The sequence below is a fragment of the Caulobacter segnis genome (assembly GCF_031454995.1).
Lineage (GTDB): Bacteria > Pseudomonadota > Alphaproteobacteria > Caulobacterales > Caulobacteraceae > Caulobacter > Caulobacter segnis_E.
Genome location: NZ_JAVDRV010000002.1, coordinates 327,312 through 348,647 on the forward strand (window position 1 = coordinate 327,312; position 21,336 = coordinate 348,647).

At 66.0% G+C, this 21,336-nt stretch carries 19 protein-coding genes; 10 read left to right on the forward strand and 9 right to left on the reverse strand.

Translation table 11 applies throughout. The features are described from left to right. Window positions 1-6 precede the first annotated feature (6 nt). The 3 genes from arsB (at window position 7) to J2728_RS07760 (ending at window position 2,014) form a co-directional block, all read left to right on the forward strand. Window positions 7-1,077, forward strand: a complete 1,071-nt coding sequence (gene arsB, locus J2728_RS07750) for an ACR3 family arsenite efflux transporter (protein ID WP_309998040.1) — start codon at window positions 7-9, stop codon at window positions 1,075-1,077. An 11-nt stretch (window positions 1,078-1,088) separates the two neighbouring features. Then, window positions 1,089-1,514, forward strand: coding sequence for an arsenate reductase (glutaredoxin) (arsC, locus tag J2728_RS07755; RefSeq protein WP_309998042.1), 426 nt, complete (start codon window positions 1,089-1,091; stop codon window positions 1,512-1,514). A 95-nt stretch (window positions 1,515-1,609) separates the two neighbouring features. Beyond that, a complete protein-coding gene (locus J2728_RS07760; protein ID WP_309998045.1) occupies window positions 1,610-2,014 on the forward strand; it encodes an OsmC family protein in 405 nt (134 codons plus the stop codon). A gap of 55 nt (window positions 2,015-2,069) precedes the next feature. On the opposite strand, the gene J2728_RS07765 is transcribed toward J2728_RS07760, so the two are convergent. Together J2728_RS07765 and J2728_RS07770 are read right to left on the reverse strand one after the other, a co-directional pair. Then, complete coding sequence (locus tag J2728_RS07765) at window positions 2,070-3,275, reverse strand: LptF/LptG family permease (RefSeq protein ID WP_309998048.1); 1,206 nt, start codon at window positions 3,273-3,275, stop codon at window positions 2,070-2,072. 10 nt (window positions 3,276-3,285) lie between these two features. Then, entirely contained in the window at window positions 3,286-4,554 is a 1,269-nt protein-coding gene (locus J2728_RS07770) for a glycosyltransferase family 4 protein (RefSeq protein ID WP_309998049.1), read from the reverse strand. Between the two features lie 188 nt (window positions 4,555-4,742). Here J2728_RS07770 and J2728_RS07775 point away from each other — a divergent pair, with 188 nt between their 5' ends. The 5 genes from J2728_RS07775 to J2728_RS07795 are packed head-to-tail and all read left to right on the forward strand — an operon-like array spanning window position 4,743 to window position 10,664. Continuing rightward, window positions 4,743-5,909, forward strand: coding sequence for a glycosyltransferase (locus J2728_RS07775; protein WP_309998051.1), 1,167 nt, complete (start codon window positions 4,743-4,745; stop codon window positions 5,907-5,909). Then, window positions 5,906-6,865 carry a hypothetical protein gene (locus J2728_RS07780; RefSeq protein ID WP_309998054.1) on the forward strand — a complete coding sequence of 320 codons (960 nt, stop codon included), beginning with the start codon at window positions 5,906-5,908 and terminating at the stop codon, window positions 6,863-6,865. Before J2728_RS07775 ends, J2728_RS07780 begins: the two co-directional genes overlap by 4 nt. After that, entirely contained in the window at window positions 6,855-7,760 is a 906-nt protein-coding gene (locus J2728_RS07785; RefSeq protein WP_309998055.1) for a glucosamine inositolphosphorylceramide transferase family protein, read from the forward strand. The genes J2728_RS07780 and J2728_RS07785 overlap by 11 nt, the downstream gene beginning before the upstream one ends. Further along, on the forward strand, window positions 7,748-8,884 hold the full coding sequence (locus tag J2728_RS07790; RefSeq protein WP_309998057.1) for a glycosyltransferase: 1,137 nt from the start codon (window positions 7,748-7,750) through the stop codon (window positions 8,882-8,884). The genes J2728_RS07785 and J2728_RS07790 overlap by 13 nt, the downstream gene beginning before the upstream one ends. Then, window positions 8,874-10,664, forward strand: coding sequence for an ABC transporter ATP-binding protein (locus J2728_RS07795; RefSeq protein ID WP_309998059.1), 1,791 nt, complete (start codon window positions 8,874-8,876; stop codon window positions 10,662-10,664). The genes J2728_RS07790 and J2728_RS07795 overlap by 11 nt, the downstream gene beginning before the upstream one ends. 167 nt (window positions 10,665-10,831) lie before the next feature. Here the strand turns inward: J2728_RS07795 and J2728_RS07800 are convergent, their stop codons facing one another. From J2728_RS07800 to J2728_RS07815, 4 genes are all read right to left on the reverse strand, one after another. Continuing rightward, complete coding sequence (locus J2728_RS07800; RefSeq protein WP_309998060.1) at window positions 10,832-12,217, reverse strand: efflux transporter outer membrane subunit; 1,386 nt, start codon at window positions 12,215-12,217, stop codon at window positions 10,832-10,834. A 2-nt stretch (window positions 12,218-12,219) separates the two neighbouring features. Continuing rightward, window positions 12,220-14,163: a MacB family efflux pump subunit gene (locus tag J2728_RS07805; protein ID WP_309998061.1), complete on the reverse strand. Its 1,944-nt coding sequence runs from the start codon at window positions 14,161-14,163 to the stop codon at window positions 12,220-12,222. Next, window positions 14,163-15,353: an efflux RND transporter periplasmic adaptor subunit gene (locus tag J2728_RS07810; RefSeq protein ID WP_309998063.1), complete on the reverse strand. Its 1,191-nt coding sequence runs from the start codon at window positions 15,351-15,353 to the stop codon at window positions 14,163-14,165. Before J2728_RS07810 ends, J2728_RS07805 begins: the two co-directional genes overlap by 1 nt. 128 nt (window positions 15,354-15,481) lie before the next feature. Further along, the gene (locus tag J2728_RS07815) at window positions 15,482-16,036 is read right to left on the reverse strand and encodes a hypothetical protein (protein WP_309998065.1); all 555 of its coding nucleotides are present in this window, start codon (window positions 16,034-16,036) and stop codon (window positions 15,482-15,484) included. Between the two features lie 352 nt (window positions 16,037-16,388). Between J2728_RS07815 and J2728_RS07820 the strand changes: the two genes are divergently transcribed. Next, entirely contained in the window at window positions 16,389-17,360 is a 972-nt protein-coding gene (locus J2728_RS07820; protein ID WP_309998066.1) for a LysR family transcriptional regulator, read from the forward strand. A gap of 457 nt (window positions 17,361-17,817) precedes the next feature. Beyond that, window positions 17,818-18,639 carry a flagellin gene (locus J2728_RS07825; RefSeq protein ID WP_309998068.1) on the forward strand — a complete coding sequence of 274 codons (822 nt, stop codon included), beginning with the start codon at window positions 17,818-17,820 and terminating at the stop codon, window positions 18,637-18,639. 122 nt (window positions 18,640-18,761) lie between these two features. Here J2728_RS07825 and J2728_RS07830 read toward each other — a convergent pair whose 3' ends face one another. The 3 genes from J2728_RS07830 to J2728_RS07840 form a co-directional block, all read right to left on the reverse strand. Beyond that, a complete protein-coding gene (locus J2728_RS07830; protein ID WP_309998070.1) occupies window positions 18,762-19,292 on the reverse strand; it encodes a sigma-70 family RNA polymerase sigma factor in 531 nt (176 codons plus the stop codon). Between the two features lie 71 nt (window positions 19,293-19,363). After that, the gene (locus tag J2728_RS07835; RefSeq protein ID WP_309998071.1) at window positions 19,364-19,927 is read right to left on the reverse strand and encodes a cytochrome b; all 564 of its coding nucleotides are present in this window, start codon (window positions 19,925-19,927) and stop codon (window positions 19,364-19,366) included. 26 nt (window positions 19,928-19,953) lie between these two features. Further along, window positions 19,954-21,333 (reverse strand): efflux transporter outer membrane subunit, encoded by a 1,380-nt coding sequence (locus tag J2728_RS07840; RefSeq protein WP_309998073.1) that lies wholly within the window; start codon window positions 21,331-21,333, stop codon window positions 19,954-19,956. Window positions 21,334-21,336: the final 3 nt, after the last annotated feature.

Consider the following 21,336-nt stretch of genomic DNA (forward strand, 5'->3'; position numbering starts at 1 on the left):
TCCTGGATGTCCATCTTTGAACGTTACCTCACCGTTTGGGTGGGGCTGTGCATCGTCGCCGGCGTCGCGCTTGGCCATGTGTTCGCGCCGGCCTTCCACCTGATCGCCGCGGCCGAGATCGCCAAGGTCAACCTGCCGATGGCGGCCCTGATCTGGCTGATGATCATCCCGATGCTGATCAAAGTCGATTTCGCGGCCCTTGGGCAGGTCGCGCGCCATTGGCGCGGGATCTCGGTGACCCTGCTGATCAACTGGCTAGTCAAGCCGTTCGGGATGGCGCTGCTGGGCTGGATCTTCATCAGCCAGCTCTTTCGGCCCTACCTGCCGGCCGACCAGATCGACAGCTACATCGCCGGCCTGATCCTGCTGGCCGCCGCGCCCTGCACGGCCATGGTCTTTGTCTGGAGCAACCTGACCAAGGGCGAGCCGAACTTCACCCTGAGCCAGGTGGCGCTGAACGACACCATCATGATCGTGGCCTTCGCGCCGATCGTCGGCCTGCTGCTGGGCCTTTCGGCCATCACCGTGCCCTGGTCGACCCTGACCCTGTCGGTCGGGCTCTATATCGTCGCGCCGGTCCTGGCGGCCCAGCTGATCCGCAAGGCGCTGCTGGCCAAGGGCGAGGCGGCCTTGAGCCGCTTCCTGTCGGTGTTGCAGCCGCTGTCGATCGTGGCGCTGCTGGCGACCCTGGTCATGCTGTTTGGCTTCCAGGGCGAGCAGATCCTCAAGCAGCCTCTGGTCATCGCCTTGCTGGCCGTCCCGATCCTGATCCAAGTCTATGTCAATTCGGGCCTGGCCTATCTGCTAAACCGGGTTAGCGGCGAGGCCCATTGCGTGGCCGGGCCCTCGGCCCTGATCGGGGCCAGCAACTTCTTCGAACTGGCGGTCGCCGCCGCCATCAGCCTCTTTGGCTTCCAGTCGGGCGCGGCCCTGGCCACGGTGGTTGGCGTGCTGATCGAGGTGCCGGTGATGCTCTCGATCGTGGCGATCGTGAACGCCTCCAAGCCCTGGTACGAGCGCGGCCGGGCCGTGCGCAAGGTCGCGGCCGCGCGCGGCGACACAGCTTTCAAAGCGTAGGACGGTGACCCATGAGCGACTCTGAATTCCCGGTGGTGATCTACCACAACCCCAACTGCGGCACGTCCCGCAATGTCCTCGCCATGGTCCGGGCCGCCGGTTACGAGCCCACGGTCATCGAATACCTGCGGACCGGCTGGACCCCCGAACAGCTGCGCGACCTGGCCAGCGAGGCCGGCCTGACCTTCCGTCAATTGATGCGCACGCGCGGCACGCCGGCCGAAGAGCTGGGCTTGACCGCCGATGACGTCAGCGAGGCGCGGATCCTGGAGGCCATGGTCGCCCATCCGATCCTGGTCAATCGGCCGCTGGTCGTCACGCCGCGCGGCGTGAAGCTCTGCCGGCCGTCGGAGGTGGTGTTCGATCTCCTCGATCGTCGCCCCGCCAGTTTCACCAAGGAGGACGGCGAGGTCGTCGACCTGTCGGCTCGGCCCTAGAGGGCGACGCGGGCGCGGGGAGGGCGCGGCTTTGCGCTCGATCATGGACGTCGTTCGGCGCGGGGCTAGTCTCCGCGCGAAACAGGAGGACGCTCATGCTTGAGTATCGCGTTACGGCCCGTCGCGTGGACCAGCACGAGTCCGTGGCCCAGGCCAAGGCCGCCGAGGTGGTGCTGGACACCGACCTCGCCGGCCGCTCGGACGCGTTCAATCCCGCCGAGCTCTTTCTCGCCGCGATCGCCGCCTGCATGATCAAGGGCATCGAGCGCGTCACCCCGATGCTCGATTTTGATCTTCGCGGGGTCGAGGTGCGACTGCACGCGGTTCGCCAGGACGCGCCGCCCCTGATCACCTCGGTCGACTACGTTCTCATAGTGGACACCGATGAGAGCGATCAGCGGTTGGAGCTGCTGCACAAGAACGTTCGCAAGTACGGCACGATCTCAAACACGGTCGCGCTCGCCACGAAGTTGGAAGGGGTTATCCAGGCCCGACGGTGAGGCGTCGGCCCCGGTGAATACCGCGCGCCATTTCAGGGGAGTGGCGGGCGCGGCCCTAGCGCCTTGCAAGGGGCCTGGTCCCGCTGGGGTGGACCTTCAGGATCAGCGCGGCGACCTGTTCGGCTATCTTTTCGGAAAGCCAATTGACGGGGTTATCGCCGGGCCTGTCGCGGCTCGAAATCCATACGGCGACGCATGTGACGGCGAACAAGCAGGCCGGTCCGCCGACCGTGACCGCCGCCGGCAAGTGGGTCGCAGCGGTCATGGCTTGGCCAAGGATCATCGACGTTTCAAACATGAAGAGCAGCAGGCCGCCAACCACCATCGCGGAACCCGATCCGGCTCGTTTGGCGCTGAGTCCAAAAGGCACGGCCAGAAGGGGAAGCAAGGGTAGGATAAGGGCTCGAGACGAGCGGGAAAACAGCTCGGCGAGGATTTCCTGGCGCGGCAGAGACGGCGATGTGGCGCCAAAGCCCTGTTGGGCGAGCTCCAACAATGTCAGTTCACTGACTTCATCCCCGCGTAGACGCAACAGTTTGGCCTGAGCCACGGGCAGCTCGAACTCAAAGCGCGCGAAATCGGCGACGTAGACTTCGCGCTGGCGGGTCGTGCTGACTTGCCGGCCATTGGTCAGCACGAGCGTCGCCTTCCGATCGGCTGGCGCCTTCAAGACGAGGGCCGAAGCCGCCGTCAAGACGTCCTCGCGGCCGTCGGGCCCCACTTTGCGAATGAAGACGCGCTGGAGACGTCGCCCGCTGGCGTCGGCGTCGTCGGCGGTGAGAAGGAGGTCCTTTCCCGCCGATAGAATGGCCTTGGGTCGCACGTCCCCGTTCCAGCCGGCGTTCGCGACCGCGTGAAGCACCGCGTGATAGGCATAGCGGCTATAGGGTTGCGCGAAGCCGAAAAGCGCGATGCTAAGCAGCATGAGCGCCGCCCCAAGAGCGACGAAGGGCGCGGCGAAACGGCTTAGAGAGACGCCGCTGGCCAGGATCGCGTCAATCTCCGAGGTCTTGTTCAAACCGTTGACGACGACGAACAGGCCAATGAAGAAGCCGCCCGGCAGGGTGAGGCCGACATAGTGCGGCACGAGCGTCACCAGGAGTTCGGTGAGAAACTTGAAGCCCTGGGTCGTCCGAGACAGCACCGGGAACGACCGCATCAGCCGCTCCATCAGAAACATGACCATTGTGCTGAGCAAGACAGCGGACATGGGAGCCACCGTCCGTCGGAGCACATAACGGTCTAGTGTTTTCGGAAACATGCCGGGGGCCTCAAGGAACGGTAAGGCCGTTCGGCTCGGGCTCCACGTGTCCGCTCCTGCTCGGCGGCGTGGAGTGGGGCGCGCGCCGCCAAGCGGCGACCGGACGAGCGTGTCGATCCAGGGCTTCGGCATAAACCTCGGCGACGTCCTCAAGGATCTTGCTCCAGCGATAGTCGGCGCTGCGTCGGAGGGCTTCGGCCGCCATGCGTCGCCGCTCGTGTTCGTCGGCGATCAAGCCAGCGATCGCCGAGGCGTAGGAAGAAGGTTGATCGGGGGCGCAGAGCAGGGCGTCATGCCCATGGCGCAGCAAGGCGCGCGTGTTGGGCGCGTCGGCGCAGACCATCGCCAAGCCGCAGGCCATCGCCTCGAGATTGACGTTTCCGAAGGTCTCGGTGTTGCTTGGGTTCAGGAAAATGTCGCCACTGGCCAAGGCCCTGGCCAGCGGCTCGCCGGTTAGAAGGCCCGTGAAAACCGCGCCTGGAAGCTGCGCCTCGAACCAGGCTCGAGCGGGGCCGTCGCCTATCACCAAGACTTGGGGCTCGTGGCCCATCGCCTTGAGCTGGGCGATCGCGCCGGCGAACGCCTTCAGGCCCTTCTCCATCACGATCCGACCCAGAAAGACGATCACGGGTCGATCTTGGTCGAAACCCGCGACAACTCGCCAACTTGGGTCGCGTCTCTCGGGACGAAAGAGCTCGTGGTCGACCCCTCTCCCCCAGACGCGGGCCTGGGTCGAAGGGGCGTGCGCGCGCAACTCCTCGGCGATCGCCGCGGTGGGGGGCATGACGTAGTCGCACGCGCCGTAGAATTTCCAGAGCTGACGGCGGGCTAGGGGGCGCAGCCAGGCCAATCCATAATAGTCAAGATAACTGTCGAACAGCGTGTGTAGACTGGCGACGACCGGCACATTCAGCTGGCGACCCAGCTTGAGCGCCGACCAACCCAGAGCGTCCGGCGCCGAGAGGTGGACGATGTCGGGCGCGAACGCCTCGATATCCCGCCGCGTGGACTCGGGAAGGCCGAACGAAACGCGGTAGTCGCTTCGGAACGGAATTCTCACCGACGGTACGGAAATCAGGTCGCCGACCGGTTCAAATGCTGGGGTCCGCGAAGTCGGAGAATAGATCCGCACTCGGGCGTCCAGTGTGCTTTGCAGGTGGCCAACAAGTCGGTTGAGGGACTTGTTGGCTCCATCCAGGGTGTAATTATAGTTCCCGGAAAACAAAGCGATGCGCGGAGGTCTTATGAATCGGGCGGCCGCCATTCTATTCACTTCCATGTCTATCCCGCGCCGCAGCCTTGGTTTTCAGTTCAGACGACACGCGCGGCGGGCCACCACACGGATTTCGAAAATCTTTTGAGGTCCCCGCCGGCGCGCGCCGTCTTTGTGTGAAAGCGCCCCGCGAGCATCCGTCGCGCTGACGTTTAAGCGGTGCGGTACGGCGTGTTTCTGAGGTTCGAAGCCCGATGCGGATAGTGGATGTCGCCGAATTCTATTCGCCGACTGGCGGGGGCGTGCGGACCTATATCGACCGTAAACTGGAGGCGGCCGCGCAGCTTGGCCACGAACTGTTCGTGATCGCGCCGGGCCCGCGGGATGGCTTCGAAAAGCGCAAGGCTGGCGGGGTGATCCACGTCCGGTCCCCGAAACTGCCGTTCGACGCCAACTATCACATGTTCTGGGATGCGGGACCGGTGCACCGTTGTCTGGATCGACTGGCGCCGGACCTGGTCGAGGCATCCTCGCCCTGGCGCGGCGCGTGGATCGTCGCCCGCTGGGGCGCTCCCGTCCCGCGCGCCATGTTCATGCATGCCGACCCCGTGGCGTCCTATCCGCAGCGTTGGCTTGCTCCCTTTGTCAGCCCCCAACGCATCGACGAGCTGTTCGCCTGGTTCTGGCGCTATCTCCGCCAGTTGAGCGGGCGTTTCGCGTCCGTTGTCACGGGCGGCCCTTGGCTAGCCGAGCGGCTGGCGGGGCAGGGGATCGACGCGGTGGCCAGCGTTTCCCTGGGCGTTGATCGTGGGGCGTTTTCGCCCGACATGCGTGACGCGGGCCTTAGGTCTCGTCTGCTGGCGGCCTGCGAACGCCCGGCCGACGCCAGACTGGTGCTCGGCGTCGGCCGTTTCCATCCCGAGAAGCGCTGGCCCATGGTTATCGAAGCGGTGAGGCGCGCCCGATGCGCCGCGCCGCTCGGCTTGGTTCTGATCGGTGACGGCATCGACCGCGCCCGCGTCGCCCGCGCCGCCGCCGGCGATCCCTATGTTCACGTTCTGCCGCCTATTCGCGATCGGCGGCTATTGGCCACGCACCTGGCGAGCGCCGACGCGCTCGTCCACGGCTGCGAGTCCGAGACCTTCGGTTTGATCCCCGCCGAGGCGATGGCCAGCGGTCTTCCCGTCGTCGGCCCCGATCGCGGAGGCTTCGCGCATCTGGCTCGACCGGAGACCTGCGAAATCTACCGCGCTGGAGACACCGCCGCCGCCACGACCGCCATCGAACGTCTCTTCGCGCGAGACGGTCTGGCCTTGAAGAACGCCGCGAACAAGGCGTCGGTCGGCGTACGGCGCGACATCGACCATTTCGCCGAGCTTTTTGAACACTACGGCGCCGTCGCGGCCGGAGTTCGGGCGTGACCGGGAGCACGGGGGCGGATGTGGTCGATCAGGCCGCGTCCGGGCCGGCCAGCGGCCGGCCGCCACGGCGGTGGGTCTGGCTTGGCGGCCTTCTGTCGGTCGGCATGGTCGCGACCATCATCCTGCAGTTGGGGGGCGCGACCACGGAGGTTCTGGCCGCGATCAGCCGCTTGCCACCCCTGGTCTGGCCAGCGCTCCTGCTGCTCTACCTCATCCAGCCCCTCTCCGACTTCGCGATCTTTCGGCGGCTCTGGAGCATGCCGCTGGCGGGCTTCGAGACGTTGCTGCGCAAGAACGTCATCAACGAGGTCGTGCTGGGCTACAGCGGCGAGGCCTACCTCTATGTCTGGGCGCGACGGGCGGCGAGCGTCATCGCCGAACCTCTCGCCGCCATCAAGGACGCGAACATCGTCTCGGCCTTGCTCGGCAACCTGCTGACCTTGGTCCTGGCGGCCGTCAGCGCGACCCAGCTGCGCGATATGGATTTCGCCCGGCGAATGGGGCCTGCCCTGTGGTCGGGGATCATCCCACTGGCGATCTCGCTGGGCGTCCTGCTCTGGGGGCGGCGCGTGTTTTCGCTGCGCCTGTCTCAACTGGCGTATGTTAGCCTGGTCTGCTGCCTGCGCCTCGGGATCTGGACCGCGCTGACCATCTTGGTCTGGCGTCTGGCGATGCCGGAAGTGCGGTCCGGCGTCTGGGTCGTCCTGTTGGCGATCCGCTATCTGATTTCGCGGATACCGCTTATCTCGAACAAGGAGTTGGTGTTCGGCAACTTGATGTTGCTGCTGTTGGGCGCGCACTCGAACGTGGCCGTGCTGCTGGCGGCGCTGGCCCTGGTCACTCTGGTGCTGCATCTGTCCGTCATCGTCGGTCTGGGCGTGCTCGACCTCGCGCGGAGCCTGCGCCGCGCGAGCGGGGCGTCCGTGGTCAATGCCGGGGGTGTCCATGACTACTGATTGGCGGGCCCGAATTCCTGGACGGGACATCTGGCGCGTGGGACTGGTCCAGGCGCCGATCGCCCAGATCGCTCGGCTAGGTTTCCCCTCCGCGCCGCGGGTCCACTGGCTGGCCGAGGAGGGGAGGCTAAAGTTCCTGGCCGACCCCTTCGGTCTCTGGCGCGACGGGCGCCTGCACCTGTTCGTCGAAGCCTACGACTACCGAACACGCCACGGCGTCATCGAGGTGATCGAGCTTGGCGCGGACTTCTCGCCCCTCCGACGGTCGGTGGTCCTGCGCGAGCCCTGGCACCTTTCCTATCCCCAGGTCTTCGAGAGCGACGGGCAAGTTTGGATGCTACCCGAGGCCCACCGATCGGGCCGGCTCACGCTTTATCGCGCCGCCGCGTTTCCCGATGTCTGGGAGCCCGTGGCGCGTTTCGAGCTGGACACTCCGGCGATCGACGCTACCCCGTTCCGTCACGACGGATTGTGGTGGCTGGCCTATTCTCCAACCGGCCCCCAGCGCTGGAAGCAGGGACGTCTGCACCTGGCCTTCGCCGAGCGTCCGACGGGGCCCTGGCGGCCCCACGCCGGCAATCCCGTCCGGCGCGACCTGGCGTCCTCCCGTCCCGGCGGCACGGTCTGGACCGAGGCGGGCGCGCCGGTGCTGCCGGTGCAAGACTGCTCGCGCACCTACGGCGGCGGGGTTCGGCAACTGAGGATGTCCAAGCTGCATCCTGAACGCTTCGACGCAGAGGCCAGCGCGCCGCTCGCGCCGCCGCCCGACGTGGGGGCCTATTCGATGGGACTTCACACCCTGTCGGCCTGTGGTCCGGTCACCCTGTTCGACGTCAAGCGCATCGACCGATCGCTTTGGGCGTCACGGCGCGAGGCCGCATCTTGCGCGTCCTGACCTTCCTGCACAGTTTCGAGCCTGGCGGAGTCGAGCGCATCGCCCTGCGGATGGTGCGCCATTGGCGCGAGCGGGGCGTCGATGCGCCGCTTTTCCTGGGGCGTCTACAAGGGGACATGCGCGACGACATCGGCGCGCGCCTTGATCCCATCTCTCCGCCTGGCGCCCGCCCAGGCGTGGCCAAGATGGAAACGCCATGGATGATCTGGACGCTTCCGAAGGTCGTGCGGCGGTTGCGCCCCGACGTGCTGTTTTGCGCGGGCAACACCTATGCCGTGGTGGCGGTCGCGCTGAAAGTCCTGCTAGGTCGCGACTGTCCGCCCATCGTGGTCAAGATTAGCAACAATCTCGACCGTCGCGAGCAGCCGCGTTGGTTCCGCTTTCTCTATCGCCTGTGGCTCGGAATCCAGGGGCGATGTCTGGACCATTTCATTGGCATGGAAGCGTCGATGGCCGAGGAGATCCGTGACTGTCTCGGCGTATCGGCCGATCGCGTCACAATCATTCCCGATCCCGCCCTGTCCGAACCGTTGATCGACAGCTTGCGGTCAAGCCGTCAGCCCCCGCGAGCCGATGGCGCCGGCCGCCGTTTCGTCTGCGTCGCCAGGCTCATGCCGCAGAAGAACATCGCTCTGATGTTGCGCGCCTTCGCGCGCGGAGCCCGCCACGCCGATACGCTGACGATAATTGGCGATGGGCCAGAACGCGGAAAGCTAGAGCGTCTCGCGAGGGATCTCGGATTGGAAGCCCGCGTGCTATTCCGGGGGTACCTCGCGGATCCGGCGAAGCTGCTGCCGTCGTTCGACATCCTGCTGCTGTCGTCGGACTACGAGGGCGTGCCCGCGGTCGTGCTCGAAGGGCTGGCCGCGGGGCTTCCGATCGTGGCCACCGACTGCGGTCGCAGCATGAAGACCTTGCTGGGCCATGGCGACTTGGGGCGGCTCGTCGACGTTGGTGATGAGCAAGGCCTGGCCGAGGCGATCGCGACGGTCAGGCCAGGATCCCAAGACGCCCAGAAGAGCTTGGCCTTGGCTCGGCGCTTTACGATAGAATCCGCCTGCGAAACCTATTTGTCCACCATGTCCCGACTTTGTCTAGCTCACGTGAAGAACGATGCTCGATAACGGTTCGAAGACTGAGCTGGATGACGAAACCGATGAGCCCGCGCGGGTCTCCTTGCGGCGCGTGCTGTCGCTATTCGATCCCTATCGACGCCGCATCGCCGCGATAGCCGCGCTCATCACCCTGGGGGCGGCGGTGGGTCTGACCACTCCGTTCCTGCTGCGCGCTATCATCGATAAGGCGCTGCCCAACGGCGATATGGGGCTGCTCAGCCTCCTCGTCGCGGCCCTGATCGGCGCCGGGGCGATATCCGCGGTGATCAACGCGACCCACGCCATCCTGTCCTCGCGGATCGGCCAGGCGATCATGCATGACCTGCGCGTGCGGGTTTACGGGCACCTCCAGTCACTCTCGCTCGGCTTCTTCACCCACGCCCGCGCGGGTGAAATCCAGTCCCGGATCGCCAACGACATCGGCGGGCTGCAATCCCTCGTCACCAACACCGCGCACGAGCTGGCCCGCAATCTCAGCCTCGTGATCATGACGGCCGTCGCGATGGTGTTGCTCGACTGGCGGCTGGCGCTGTTCTCCATGACGGTCATTCCGATCGTCGTGCGCCTGAGCGACCATGTCGGCCAGAAGCGCGAAGCCTATACCCATAGGCAGCAGGAGCGAATGGCCGACCTGTCGTCCACGGTGCAGGAGACGCTCTCGATCTCGGGCATCATTCTGGCCCGCACCATGGGACGAAACGATTTTCTCGTCCGCCGCTTCACCCGGACCTCGGCCGACGTCGGCGCGCTCGAGGTGCGTTCCAGCACGGCGGGTGAGTGGCAGTGGCAGCTCATCTATTTGCTGCTTCAGGCCCTGCCGGCCCTGACCCTTCTCCTGGGCGGGTGGCTGATCAGTCGGGACGTGACGATCACCATCGGCACGCTGGTGGCGATGATCGCCCTTCAGGAACAACTGCTCTGGCCCCTTGAGGAGCTTTTGCGCACGGGGCTGGAAATGCGCACCACCCGAGCCCTGTTCGCGCGGGTGTTCGATTATCTCGACAGGCCCGTGGAGATCGTCGAGCGCCCCGGCGCGATCGAACTGCCGGCTGGTCGCATGCGCGGCGCCGTCGCGATCGAGAACGTGAGCTTCGCTTACGACAAGGGCGGCGAGCCCACGCTGCGCGACGTGTCCATTGATATTCCCGCCGGATCGCACGTCGCCATCGTCGGCGCGACGGGATCGGGAAAGACGACACTCGGCTACCTTCTGGCGCGGCTATACGACGTCGACCAAGGTGCTATCCGGTTCGACGGCGTCGACATCCGGGACCTCAAGCTCGTCTCGCTTACCCAAATGCTCGGCGTCGTTACGCAGGAACCGTATCTTTTGAACGCCAGCATCGCCGACAACTTGCGCTTCGCCAGGCCCGACGCCACCGATGCCGATTTGGCCGCCGCCGCCCGCGCCGCGCAGATCGCCCCGCAAATCGAGGCGTTGCCGGACGGTTATGACACCGTCGTCGGCGAGCGCGGCTATCGCTTTTCCGGCGGCGAGAAACAGCGTCTCGCGCTTGCCCGCACCATCCTGCGCGACCCACCGATCCTGCTGCTCGACGAGGCGACCAGCGCGCTCGATACTCAGACCGAGCAGGCGATGAGCGCGGCGCTGGCGGCGCTGTCGGAGGGGCGGACCACCATCACGATCGCCCACCGGCTTTCCACGGTTCGCTCGGCTGACATGATCGTCGTTATGCAACACGGCCGGGTCGTTGAACGTGGGACGCATGACGCGCTCATGGCGCTGGGCGGCGCGTATGCGGCCCTGCTACGGCCCGAACAAGACTAGGGCCATCCAAGCCGGAGCGCCGTGAACTCTTCGTGGCTGGGGGGCAACCGCCAATCAATACGAGACTGGTCGCTCAGCGCTTCGTGACCCCGCCGATCGCCCGGCGGCGCCGGCTTGACCGCTCGATCCAGCTTTCGCCCAAGCCGGTGAGGCATTTGTCCTTGGCTTCATGGCTGGGCGGGAGGCTCGCCTCCCAGGGCCATGTAGAGCGCCATTTGGGCGTTGAGCTGATCAAAGCGGTTCTGAATGACCGCGTTCTGCGCGACCCGCCGCCGCTCCTGGGCGTCCAAGACGGTTCTTAGAGGGATCGCGCCCGCCTTATACTGTTGGGCGTATAGGCTCTCGGCCTGGCGAGCGGCGGACAGATCGCGAACCAGATGCTCTCCCTGCGTCAGGGTCACGGCTATGTTGGAAAGCGCGTTCTCGGTATCGCGCAGCGCATCGTAGAAGGTTTGCCGGAACTGTTCGGCCGCGAGCTCATGGTCGACCTTGGCTACGCCGGCGGACAACCGAGCGCGACGGGCGTCAAGAAACGGAAAGGTCACCCCTCCGGTCAAGCCCAGGCTCGGCGCGCGAAGAACGTCACTCAGCGCGCCGCTTACGCCGCCCGCTGAGCCGGTAAGCGTGAGGCGGGGATAGCTATCGGCCAGCGCCGCGTCCCGCGCGGCGAGCGCGCGGCGGAGCCGAGCTTGCGCCGCGGCCAGATCCGGGCGCCGAACCAGCAGGTCCGAGGGCAATCCCGCTGGGATTTCGGGCAGGGTGGTGGTCGGGAGCGCCTTCGGCTCGGGCCCGTCATAGACATGTTCCCCCAGCAGCGCCGCGAGGGCGTTTCGCGCTTCCTCGCGGGCTTGCCGGAGTCGTGTGCGTTGGGCTTCCTGCGATGCGATGCTTTGCTCGGCGTCCTTCATCTCGACGGCCGAAGCCGCTCCAGCCTCATACCGTCGGGCGACGAGGTCGAAGGTGCGCTGGGCGTTCATCAGGCTTTGGTCGCCGAGCGCCATGCGCTCGTTCGCCAGCGCCAGTTGCCACCAAGCGCTTGCCGCCGAACCGACAAGAGCAAGGCGCGTCGCCGCCAAGTCGTGCTCGCTGGCTTGAGCCTCCCAATGCTCCATGTCTCGCTGGGCCGCCAGGCGGCCAAAGAGGTCCAGTTCCCAACTTGTCGTGACCGCGGCGCTCGAGGACGACGACGAAGGCCGTCTCCGGGTCATGGGCTTGCTGAGGCCATGCGAGACCTCCGCGGCGACGGCCGGCTTCAGGCGCTGACTTGCCAAATCCAGCGATAGGCGCGCCCGCTGAAGGCGAAGGCCAGCGACGCCGAGTCCCGGATTTTGGGCTACCACCTGGTCGATCAGGACACCCATGCGAAGGTCGCCCAGCGTTTTCCACCACGTCTCCGGCCGAGTCCCGGTTTGGGCGAGCGCGGCCGTCCGCCATGTCGGCGCGGTGACCGTCGACGGAGGAGTGTAGGCGGTATGGGGAGCAAGCGCGCACCCTGCCAGGAGGGCCGTGATCGGCAGGAGGGCCGCTGAATGGCGAAGACTGGAAAGCGTCATGGCTAGACTCTGCCGAGCGCGTCGATTGGCTCGAGGCGCGCGGCGCTACGGGCGGGGAGGTAGCCGAAGGCCACGCCGATGACGGTGGAGCAGGCGAAGGCCGCGACGATCGAGAGCGGCGAGAACCGCATGACCAGTTCAGATCCGACGCTCGCGAGAAGCCCCCCGATCCCGAGCGCCAAGGCCACGCCGATCGCGCCCCCGAACACGCAGATCAGCACCGCCTCGATCAGAAACTGTCGCAGGATATCCGAGCGGCGCGCGCCGACCGCCATGCGAAGTCCGATCTCCGCGGTGCGTTCGGTGACGGACACGAGCATGATGTTCATCACCCCGATGCCGCCGACCACCAAGGATATGACGGCGATCGAGCTGATGAGCAGCGTCATCGTCCTGGCTGTCTTCTCGACCATCTTGCGAATTTGGTCGTTGTTGCTGATGAAGAAGTCCTTCTTGCCGTGGCGCATGGTGATCAACCGCGTGACGGCGCCTTGCGCCGCGTCGATCGGCGCCTTGTCGGACACGCGCACCGTCACGCTGCCGAGATGCGATACGCCCAGCATCCGGGTCATCACGGTGGTGTAGGGCGCGTAGATGGCGAGGCTGGAGTCGCGTCCGCCGGACGGCTTTCGCTCGATGACGCCGACAACCCTGGCCGGGGTTTGCCCCAGCATTATCGTTTCGCCGACGGCTGTCGCGCCATGGGGAAACAGTGTCTTGCGCGAGGTGTTGTCGAGGACGACGTCCTGTCGAATGCCCGCGACCGCCTCCGCGTCGAAGCCGCGGCCTTCGGCGAACTTCAAGCCCCTGACCCGGAAGAAGTCGGCGCCGACGCCCGAGACGTCGGCATTGGCCGTCACGCCGCGGTGGCGCGCGGCGACCGTCGTGAACACGCCCGGTGTCACGCTGTCGACGTACGGTTGCTTCCTGAGCGCCTCGACGTCGGAAGGCGTCAATGTCTCGACCTTGTTCGCCTCGAGGTCGCCAAAGTCCTTGCCCGGATAGAGATCGAGGGTGTTGGTCCCCAAGTCCGAGATCTGCCGCATGATCTGGCCGCGCGATCCGTTGCCGATCGCCACCACCGACACCACCGAGGCGATGCCGATGATGACGCCAAGCATCGTCAAGACCGTGCGAAGCTTGTGCGCGGACATCGCCACGAGGGCCAGCCGCGCGCTCTCCGCCAGCTGGTGAGCGGGGGGCGGCCTGGGCGCGCGCGCTGGGAGCGGCGCGAGGGAGGCGCTCGGCGCGTCGGCGCGGCTCTTTCGGTCCGCCACGATGACGCCGTCGCTAATCTCAATGATGCGAGGCGCGTGTCGCGCCACCGCCATGTCGTGGGTCACCAGGATGATGGTGTGGCCTTCGGCGTGCAGGTCCCGCAGGATCTCCATCACCTTTTCGCCGCTGGCGCTGTCGAGCGCGCCGGTGGGCTCGTCGGCCAGTATGATCTCGCCGCCATTGATCAGGGCCCTGGCGATCGACACACGTTGCTGTTGCCCGCCCGAGAGTTGGTTCGGCCGATGGGAGAGGCGCTCACCAAGGCCTAGGCGAACCAGCAAGTCGCGCGCGCGCGAACGCCGCGCGGCGCGTGGGACGCCCGCATAGATCGCGGGGGTCTCGACATTGCCCGCCGCGCTCAGCGCGGCCAGAAGATGGTAGCGCTGAAAGATGAAGCCGAACCGCTCGCGACGAAGCGCCGCCAAATCGTCCGGTCCCAGCTTCGCCGTATCGCGACCGGCGATCTGGTAGGTTCCCGCCGTGGGCTGGTCCAGGCAACCGAGGATATTCATCAAGGTCGACTTGCCCGATCCCGAGGCGCCGACGATGGCGACCATTTCGCCGGCGCGGATCTCAAGGTCGACCCCCGCGAGGGCCGCGAACACGCCGTCCCCGGTGGGATAGTCGCGCCGCGCGCCCACCAGCCGCAGAAGAGGCGGAGCGTCCATCAGAACCCGCCCATGAAAGCCGCGGCGGGATCGACGCCATCGCCGGGCATGGTTTCTCCGACCACCACCTTGTCGCCCTCGGTCAGTCCCTCGACGACCTCCACCGAGACCTTGTTGTTGAGGCCGGCGCGAATGTGGCGTGTGATGATCTCGCCCTTGGCGAGTTCAACCCGCACGGGGTAGCGCCCATCGGAAAGGCGCGCTCCCAGCGCGGTGGCTGGAATCTTGAGTACGCCGTGTTTGGCCGCCAGAATGATGGAGACTTGCGTGGTCATCATCGCGCGCAGCCGCCCATCGGAATTGGGCACCTCGAACAGCGCGCTGTAGTAGATGGCCGAGGCGGCTGGCGCGCCCTGCGCGGTCGCGCCGGACGCTGGTCCCAGTTCATTGACGATCGTATCGGGGACCGCCTGCACTTGCTCGAGACGCGCGTGGTAAGCCCTGTCCGGATCGCCAAGAATGGTGAAGCGAGCCGGCTGACCCGGCTTGACCTTGATGACGTCGGCTTCGGAGACGCTGGCCTTTACCCGCATGGTGTCCAGACTGGCCAACACGACGATGGTCGGGATCGATAGGGCCGCGCTGACCGTCTGGCCTTGCTTGGTCACGACCGAGACCACGACCCCGTCAATCGGCGCGATGATGCGCGTGTAACCAAGATTGACCTCGGCGTTGGCGACGCTGACGCTGGCCTGGTGAACTTGAGCCTGGGCCGAGATCACGGCCGCGCGGGCGCTTTTCAGCTCCGCCTCGGCCGTCTCGTATTCGGCTTGCGATGTCGCAAGGCCCGGGCCCATGTCCCGCTGGCGTTTGAACGCCAGCTCGGCGCGGGCCAGGGCGGCTTGGCGAGCGCCCTCTTGGGCCTTGGCGTTGGCGAGTTCCGCTCGCGCGACGCTCAGGGCGTTGGTCTGGGGCTGGGGGTCGATTTGAGCGATAAGGTCGCCCTTTCGAACCTGTTGGCCGAGCACGACCTTGAGCGCCTGGACCTGGCCAGAGACCTGGGCGCCCACGCCCACCAGTTGGCTGGGCTCAAGCTTGCCGTTCGCGACGACGGCTTCCTCGATATCGCCTCGCGTGACGACGGCGGTGAGCAGTCGCGGTGACTTGCGTGACGCGAGCATCGTGGGAATTGACACCGCGCCGACGGCTATGACGGCGAGGACGGCGCCGACAATCATGCGACGTTTCATGGCGCGGGTTATGCTCCATTGAATCTACCGCGCGGGGGGAGGGCGATCTCCCGCGGGCGCGAAAAGGGGCCGCCCATGGCCGCGCCAGGGAGCAGCCGCCGGCTCGACGCCGGCGGCGGAGGGCTTCTCTAGGGAGCCGCTTGGCATCCTTGCTTTAGGTGTACGCCGCGCAAGAAGCCGCGACGGGCCAGGCCCGCGTCCACGACCTCGTTCAGGTGGCGGTCGGCCGAAGCGGCGCCGGAGATTTCGCGCACCAGGCCACGGAAGGGGATCATGCCGTTGACCAGCATTTTACCGCCCGCTTCGGCCATCTTGCCGCTACCCGCCTTGGGCTTGTCGTTGACGTCGAAGTCGGGGCCAAGCGCTTCGTTCAACGAGGCGATTTCGGTCTCGATCGCCTTGCAGCTATCGAGGCCCTTCAAGTCGTAGGCGCCGTCATGCGCCTTGCGCAGGCTCGCGGGGATCTCGCGCTTGGCCATTCCAATGTCACGCGCCGGCTGGGAGCCAATATCCATGGCTTTCTTGCGCGCATCGCCCAGGTGGCTCGGCTCGGGCTTTTGGGAGTTCTCGGAGGCGCTCTCGGCGGGACGCGTCTCCGCCTTGACCTGAGCTAGAGCCGGCGTGGCGAGGGCCGCCGCGGCGCTCAGTACAGAGATTAGGAGGTATTTTCTTGAAGATGTCATGTGGTCCATGGTGGGATTATGTGTCTGTAGGTCTATTGTCGGGTATTGAGACTAATTATGGACTTGGCCATATTAGTGAAATTCAGATGATGCGCGCATTCATGTTGTGAATGTCGTGGATTTTTTGTCGCGATAGTTCGGGTTTCTGGGCCTTCATGTTTCGCCGTTGGTTGCGTCGCTTCCGAAAGGCGCGGCTCGCGCCAGCGCCAGAACCGCCGGTGAGGCCCTTATGCGCCCGCGCCGTTGTGCGGGGGTGTAGCCTTGATGGAGGGAGCGTGGAGGCGGCCAACTTCCTCTTGGTGGGGGAAGAGAAGGCTCTAAGACCGAGGGCGTTTACGGCGCGGCGGTCCAAATGTTGGAAGAGTTCGACCTCAATCTCCTGACGACTCTGCATAGCCTCATCGTTACGCGCAGCGTCACGCTGACGGCCCAGCGACTGGGCGTTAGTCAGCCGGCCGTCAGCCGTTCGCTGGGCCGGTTGCGGGAGCTTCTCCACGACCCGCTTCTGATCAAGACCAACAGCGGCATGGCGCTAACCCATCGCGCCAAATCCATGGAGGAGCCTCTCAATCGTTGGCTGGGCGAGACGGAGGCTCTCCTGCGTCAGGGGGACGCCGAAAATCCGCGCGATTTCACCGGCGAATACAGGGTCGCGTCTTCGGATTTTGGTGTTCTGGCGGTGCTCACGCCAGCGCTGGAGCGGATCAGTCGCGCCGCTCCGGATCTATGCCTAAAGGTCGAGCCTCTCTCTCCAGCGCACCTGAGCGGCCTGGCCGTCGGCGACGTTGATCTTGTTCTGACCAGCCAGCGGCCTCAGCCCACGCGCGTGTTCGAGCGGCTGCTCTTCGTCGAGACTTACCAGTGCATCCTCCGCGTCGATCATCCGCTCATGGTCGCCAGGCGGACTTCGGCCGTTGCATCGCGACTTACACTGGACGAGTTTCTGGCTTGGCCGCACGTGATCAACACGGCGCAAGGTGACGATCCCGCCGGCCGCCGCCTTGATGTCCTTGGACTCGAGCGCCGGATCATCATGCACATGCCGTATTCCGCGCTGGCGGCGACCCTTACGCTCAATACGGACGCGATTATGATGGTGCCCAGCCGCGCGGCTCGCCTGCTGACGTCCAGCAATCCTGATTTGACCATGCTGAGCGCGCCATTCGACTTCGAGCCCTTCGACTATTGGCTTCTTTGGCACGGGCGTTCGCGTCAAGACCCGGTCGTGCAGTGGCTCGTGGATCAGCTCGGCCAATTGGCGGAGGTCGCGCCGCGGCTTGGCCTCGAGCGCCCGCCAGCGAGCGGCCCGCCGATTCCGCCGTGATGGAGATCACGCTCCACGATCGCTCCATCAACGCGCCGCGCGCGCGCAACAATGATGAGTCATAGCGCGATCGCTTGAGGCGAGGCTTAGCCCGTCGCGTCGTGCCGGGTCCCCACACTCCACGGTCCGCAGCGCGGGGTGGCGCGTCTCAAGCGCAAAAGAAGGGCGCGGGCGGGTTTGGAACCCTCGCCGGCTTCCTCCGGAGCCTCCGGTAAGGCAGGTCTCGGGGCCGCGGCGCGGGCAGTCCCTCGCGCCGCGGTCGCCTTCTCCTGGCGCGCCGCGATCACCCTGTAGGTCGAAGCCCGCGGTCCAGAAATCTCAACATAACGAATGTGGATTTTGAATATTCAATAATAAAAATTAACGAAATTGCTCATTCGGGCGCGGACTGTGGCCATAGGCAAAAAGCCGATCAGCAAGCATTGGCTTGTAGATAGCTCTAAGGGCAATGTGAACTATGTCCATAAATAGCATAAACACAAACTCCGGCGCGATGATCGCGCTACAAAATCTGAATAACACGAGTTCTGATCTGAGAACTGTTCAGCAGCGTATCAGTACGGGCAAAAAGGTCGGTAGCGCGAAAGACAACGGCGCCATCTGGGCCATGTCCAAGACGCAGTCGGCCACCGCTCAATCGCTGAACGCCGTGAAGGACTCGCTGCAACGCGGTCAGTCCACCATCGACGTGGCCCTGGCCGCCGGCGACACCATCACCGATCTGCTCGGCAAGATGAAGGAAAAGGCTCTGGCCGCGTCCGACACCTCGCTGAACAGCGCCTCGTTCAACGCGCTGAAGTCGGACTTTGACTCGCTGCGCCAACAAATCACCAAGGCCGCGGAGAATTCGAAGTTCAACGGGGTCAGCCTCGTCGGCGCCAGCGCCAAGGCGCTGGTCTTTCTGGCCAACGCCGATGGCGCCGCTCTGACCGTGAACGCCCAGACCTTGACCGTCGGTGGTCTGGGCCTGAGCGCCACGCCGACCTTCACCTCGGCCTCGAGCGCCAAGACGATGATCGCCACCATCGACAAGGCCATCGGCACCGCCACCAACAAGCTGGCCGCCCTGGGCACCAGCTCGGTCGGCCTCGACACTCACCTGACCTTCGTCGGCAAGCTGCAAGACAGCCTGACGGCGGGGGTTGGCAACCTCGTGGACGCGGACCTCGCCAAGGAAAGCGCCAAGCTGCAGGCGCTGCAAACCAAGCAGCAGCTCGGGGTGCAGGCGTTGTCCATCGCCAACCAATCAACTCAGTCGCTGTTGAGCCTTTTCCGGTAAGAGGCGCGAGCCGCCTTCGCTCGTGACGCGGGGGCGGCGCTTTTCAAGGTTGGCTTCTGGTCGCGTGCTCGAGGGCGCGCGGCGCGGGCGCGGGCCGATCCGGGCCTCCATGCCGCTCTCGCTCACCCGCGGGATGCCGCGAGCAGGTGTTTGATCGCTCGGCTGATGTGCTTCTCGACCGCGCTTCTTGAGATTCCAAGCTGGCTGGCGGTCTCGGCATGGGTCAGGCCGTCAAGCTTGTGCAGCGTGAATACGCGCTTTGTCATGGGCGGCAGAGCGCCGAGGGCATGGGCCAGTCTTTCAAGTCGGAGGCGAGCGTCCACGGCGGCCTCGGCGTCCGCCGCGTCGGCGATGTCGGTGGCGCCCAGACTCGTATGATTGACGTCTCGCCAAGCCGCGTCGCGCGCGGCGGACCGATACTTGGCGCGTAGACGATCCAAGGCCAGATTTGACGCTAGCCGATATAGATAGGCCGAGGGGTTTTCGATCGCCTCGCCGTTCACGCGCTGGACCTTGAGATAGAGGTCCTGAATGAGGTCGTCGACGTCCCAGCGTCCGGCCGTCCTGGCGGAGAGGAAGCGGCGCAAGTCCTCGCGCCGCACGAAGTAGGCGATGATCAACGGAGAGGTCGAGGACGAAGGCGAAGTAGTCACGGAACTTGGCCTCGATGGCTTAAAGCCGATGTTGGGCGAAGGTTTTCGATGACGAGGGGGCTAGGTCGGCGTCACAGCATTCGGCCGAGCACGTCGCTTTCGCCGCCGCGATCCACCAGGCGGTGCTTCAGCGCCCCGATCACGTGCAGGAGGGCCAGGGCCAGCAGCGTGTAGGCCAGAATCCTGTGCAGCCACTGGAATACGGCGAAGCCGAGATCGCTCTTGGGCAAGAGCTCTGGAAGCATCATGAACAGGAACGGCACGCCGTCGCTGTCGACATAGGAACTGGACATCGCGTAGCCCATCAGCGGCACGACGATCGCCAGGACCAGCAGCGCGCGGTGCGTGAAGCGCGACAGGATCGCTTCAAGACGCGACAAGCCGCGCGGCTCGGCGGGGTGAACCGAACGTCCGCGAACAAAGAGCGCGGCGATGGCGACGAGAAGGACAGTCACGCCCAACTGCTTGTGGATCGGATAGAGGGCGAACTTGATCGGCGCCGCTTCGGGAAGGGCGGTCATGTACCAGCCCAGGGCGATCAGCCCGAGCAGCAGGAGCGCGCGAAGCCAATGGAAGGCGCGCATCGAGAAGGGATAGCGGGCGGGCCCGCCGAGCTCGCTCGTGATGGGTCTCATTCGTGACGCTCCTTCGATATCGTTTTTCATGACGCTGGCTCCACACCGCCACCGAGCGCGGCATAGAGCGTGACCATGGCCGCGAGCTGGTCGCGCCGAAGCGAGAGCAGCGTCTGACGGGCCGCGTAGCTGGCGCGCTGCGCATCGAGCAGTTCGAGGCGGCCCTCCAGGCCGGCGCGGTACCTGAGGTCGGACAAATGCAGGCGGACGCGCGCGGCCTCGGCGACGCCTTCCTGAACATTGACCTGGTTGGCGAAAGTGGCCTGCGCGGCGAGGCCGTCGGCCACTTCTCGGAAGGCGAGCTGGATCCGCCGCTCATAGGTCGTGACGGCGAGCGACTTGCGCGCCTCGCTCAAGGCCACGGCGCCTCGCAGTTGTCCGCTCCGAAAGATCGGCTGGGCTATCTGGGGAGCGAACGTCCATGCGCGGCTTGCGGGATCGAACAGGGCGCCAAGATCCGCGCTGGCGCCGCCGAGCGCGCCCGTCAGCGAGATCCTGGGCAGCAGGGCCGCGCGCGCGGCGCCGACATCGGCGTTGGCGGCGCGCAGCATGTGCTCGGCCTGAGCGATATCGGGGCGCCGGATGACCAGTTCGGCGGGCAGGCCCGGCTCCAGCTGGGTCGGAAGCGGCTGGGCGGCCAGGGAAATCGGCGCCGGCAGCGAAGCCGGTTCCGGTCCGCCGACCACGAGTTCAAGAGCGTTGCGCGCCTGGGCCAGAGCGCGGCGGCCCGCCTCGCGATCCGCTTCGGCCTGGCGCACCAGCCCCTCGGCCTGGGCGACGTCGAGGCCGCTGGCCTGCGAGGCCGACTTCAGCCGCCGGGCGATGTCGAGCGACGCGCGCCAGTCCGACAGGGTGGATTGGGTCAGCGCCAGTTGCTCCTCGGCGAGCCGTTCGTCGAGATAGGCCGTCGCGACGGCCGAGATCAGGGCGATCCGCGCGGCCCGCGCGCCAGTCTCGCTGGCGAGATAGCGCTCGTAGGCGGCGCTGGACTCCGCCCGGAGGCGTCCAAACAGATCCAGTTCGAAGGCCGTCAGCCCGAGATTGGCGGCGTACGCGTCCGACCGCCCCTGGGTCGGCGAGCGCTCCCGCGTTCGCGACAGATTGGCGTCCAGGCTTGGGCCCAGGGCGGCGCGGGCGACGCGGCGTTCGGCGCGGGCGGCCTCGACGTTCAGCATGGCCGCGCGGAGATCGCGGCTCTGGTCCAGGGCCTGGCCGATGAGGGCCTGGAGTCTGGGATCGCCGTAGACCTGCTTCCAGGCGAGCGATCTCGCCGCGGGCAGGCCCGCCGCCACGCCGCCACCGATCGCGGGGTAGGCGGCCGCCACGGGCGCCGCTGGAATCTCCAGGCGAGGCGTGGCGGAACAGGCCCCGAGCAGCGCCGCGCCACAAAGGATGAGAGCGCGCATGGA

Bases quoted from the DNA above. Each gene is read 5' to 3' on its own strand.
- arsB (WP_309998040.1), top strand. From the start codon at position 7: ATGTCCATCTTTGAACGTTACCTCACCGTTTGGGTGGGGCTGTGCATC.
- arsC (WP_309998042.1), top strand. From the start codon at position 1,089: ATGAGCGACTCTGAATTCCCGGTGGTGATCTACCACAACCCCAACTGC.
- J2728_RS07760 (WP_309998045.1), top strand. From the start codon at position 1,610: ATGCTTGAGTATCGCGTTACGGCCCGTCGCGTGGACCAGCACGAGTCC.
- J2728_RS07765 (WP_309998048.1), bottom strand. From the start codon at position 3,275: ATGTTTCCGAAAACACTAGACCGTTATGTGCTCCGACGGACGGTGGCT.
- J2728_RS07770 (WP_309998049.1), bottom strand. From the start codon at position 4,554: ATGGAAGTGAATAGAATGGCGGCCGCCCGATTCATAAGACCTCCGCGC.
- J2728_RS07775 (WP_309998051.1), top strand. From the start codon at position 4,743: ATGCGGATAGTGGATGTCGCCGAATTCTATTCGCCGACTGGCGGGGGC.
- J2728_RS07785 (WP_309998055.1), top strand. From the start codon at position 6,855: ATGACTACTGATTGGCGGGCCCGAATTCCTGGACGGGACATCTGGCGC.
- J2728_RS07795 (WP_309998059.1), top strand. From the start codon at position 8,874: ATGCTCGATAACGGTTCGAAGACTGAGCTGGATGACGAAACCGATGAG.
- J2728_RS07800 (WP_309998060.1), bottom strand. From the start codon at position 12,217: ATGACGCTTTCCAGTCTTCGCCATTCAGCGGCCCTCCTGCCGATCACG.
- J2728_RS07805 (WP_309998061.1), bottom strand. From the start codon at position 14,163: ATGGACGCTCCGCCTCTTCTGCGGCTGGTGGGCGCGCGGCGCGACTAT.
- J2728_RS07810 (WP_309998063.1), bottom strand. From the start codon at position 15,353: ATGAAACGTCGCATGATTGTCGGCGCCGTCCTCGCCGTCATAGCCGTC.
- J2728_RS07815 (WP_309998065.1), bottom strand. From the start codon at position 16,036: ATGACATCTTCAAGAAAATACCTCCTAATCTCTGTACTGAGCGCCGCG.
- J2728_RS07820 (WP_309998066.1), top strand. From the start codon at position 16,389: ATGTTGGAAGAGTTCGACCTCAATCTCCTGACGACTCTGCATAGCCTC.
- J2728_RS07825 (WP_309998068.1), top strand. From the start codon at position 17,818: ATGTCCATAAATAGCATAAACACAAACTCCGGCGCGATGATCGCGCTA.
- J2728_RS07835 (WP_309998071.1), bottom strand. From the start codon at position 19,927: ATGAGACCCATCACGAGCGAGCTCGGCGGGCCCGCCCGCTATCCCTTC.
- J2728_RS07840 (WP_309998073.1), bottom strand. From the start codon at position 21,333: ATGCGCGCTCTCATCCTTTGTGGCGCGGCGCTGCTCGGGGCCTGTTCC.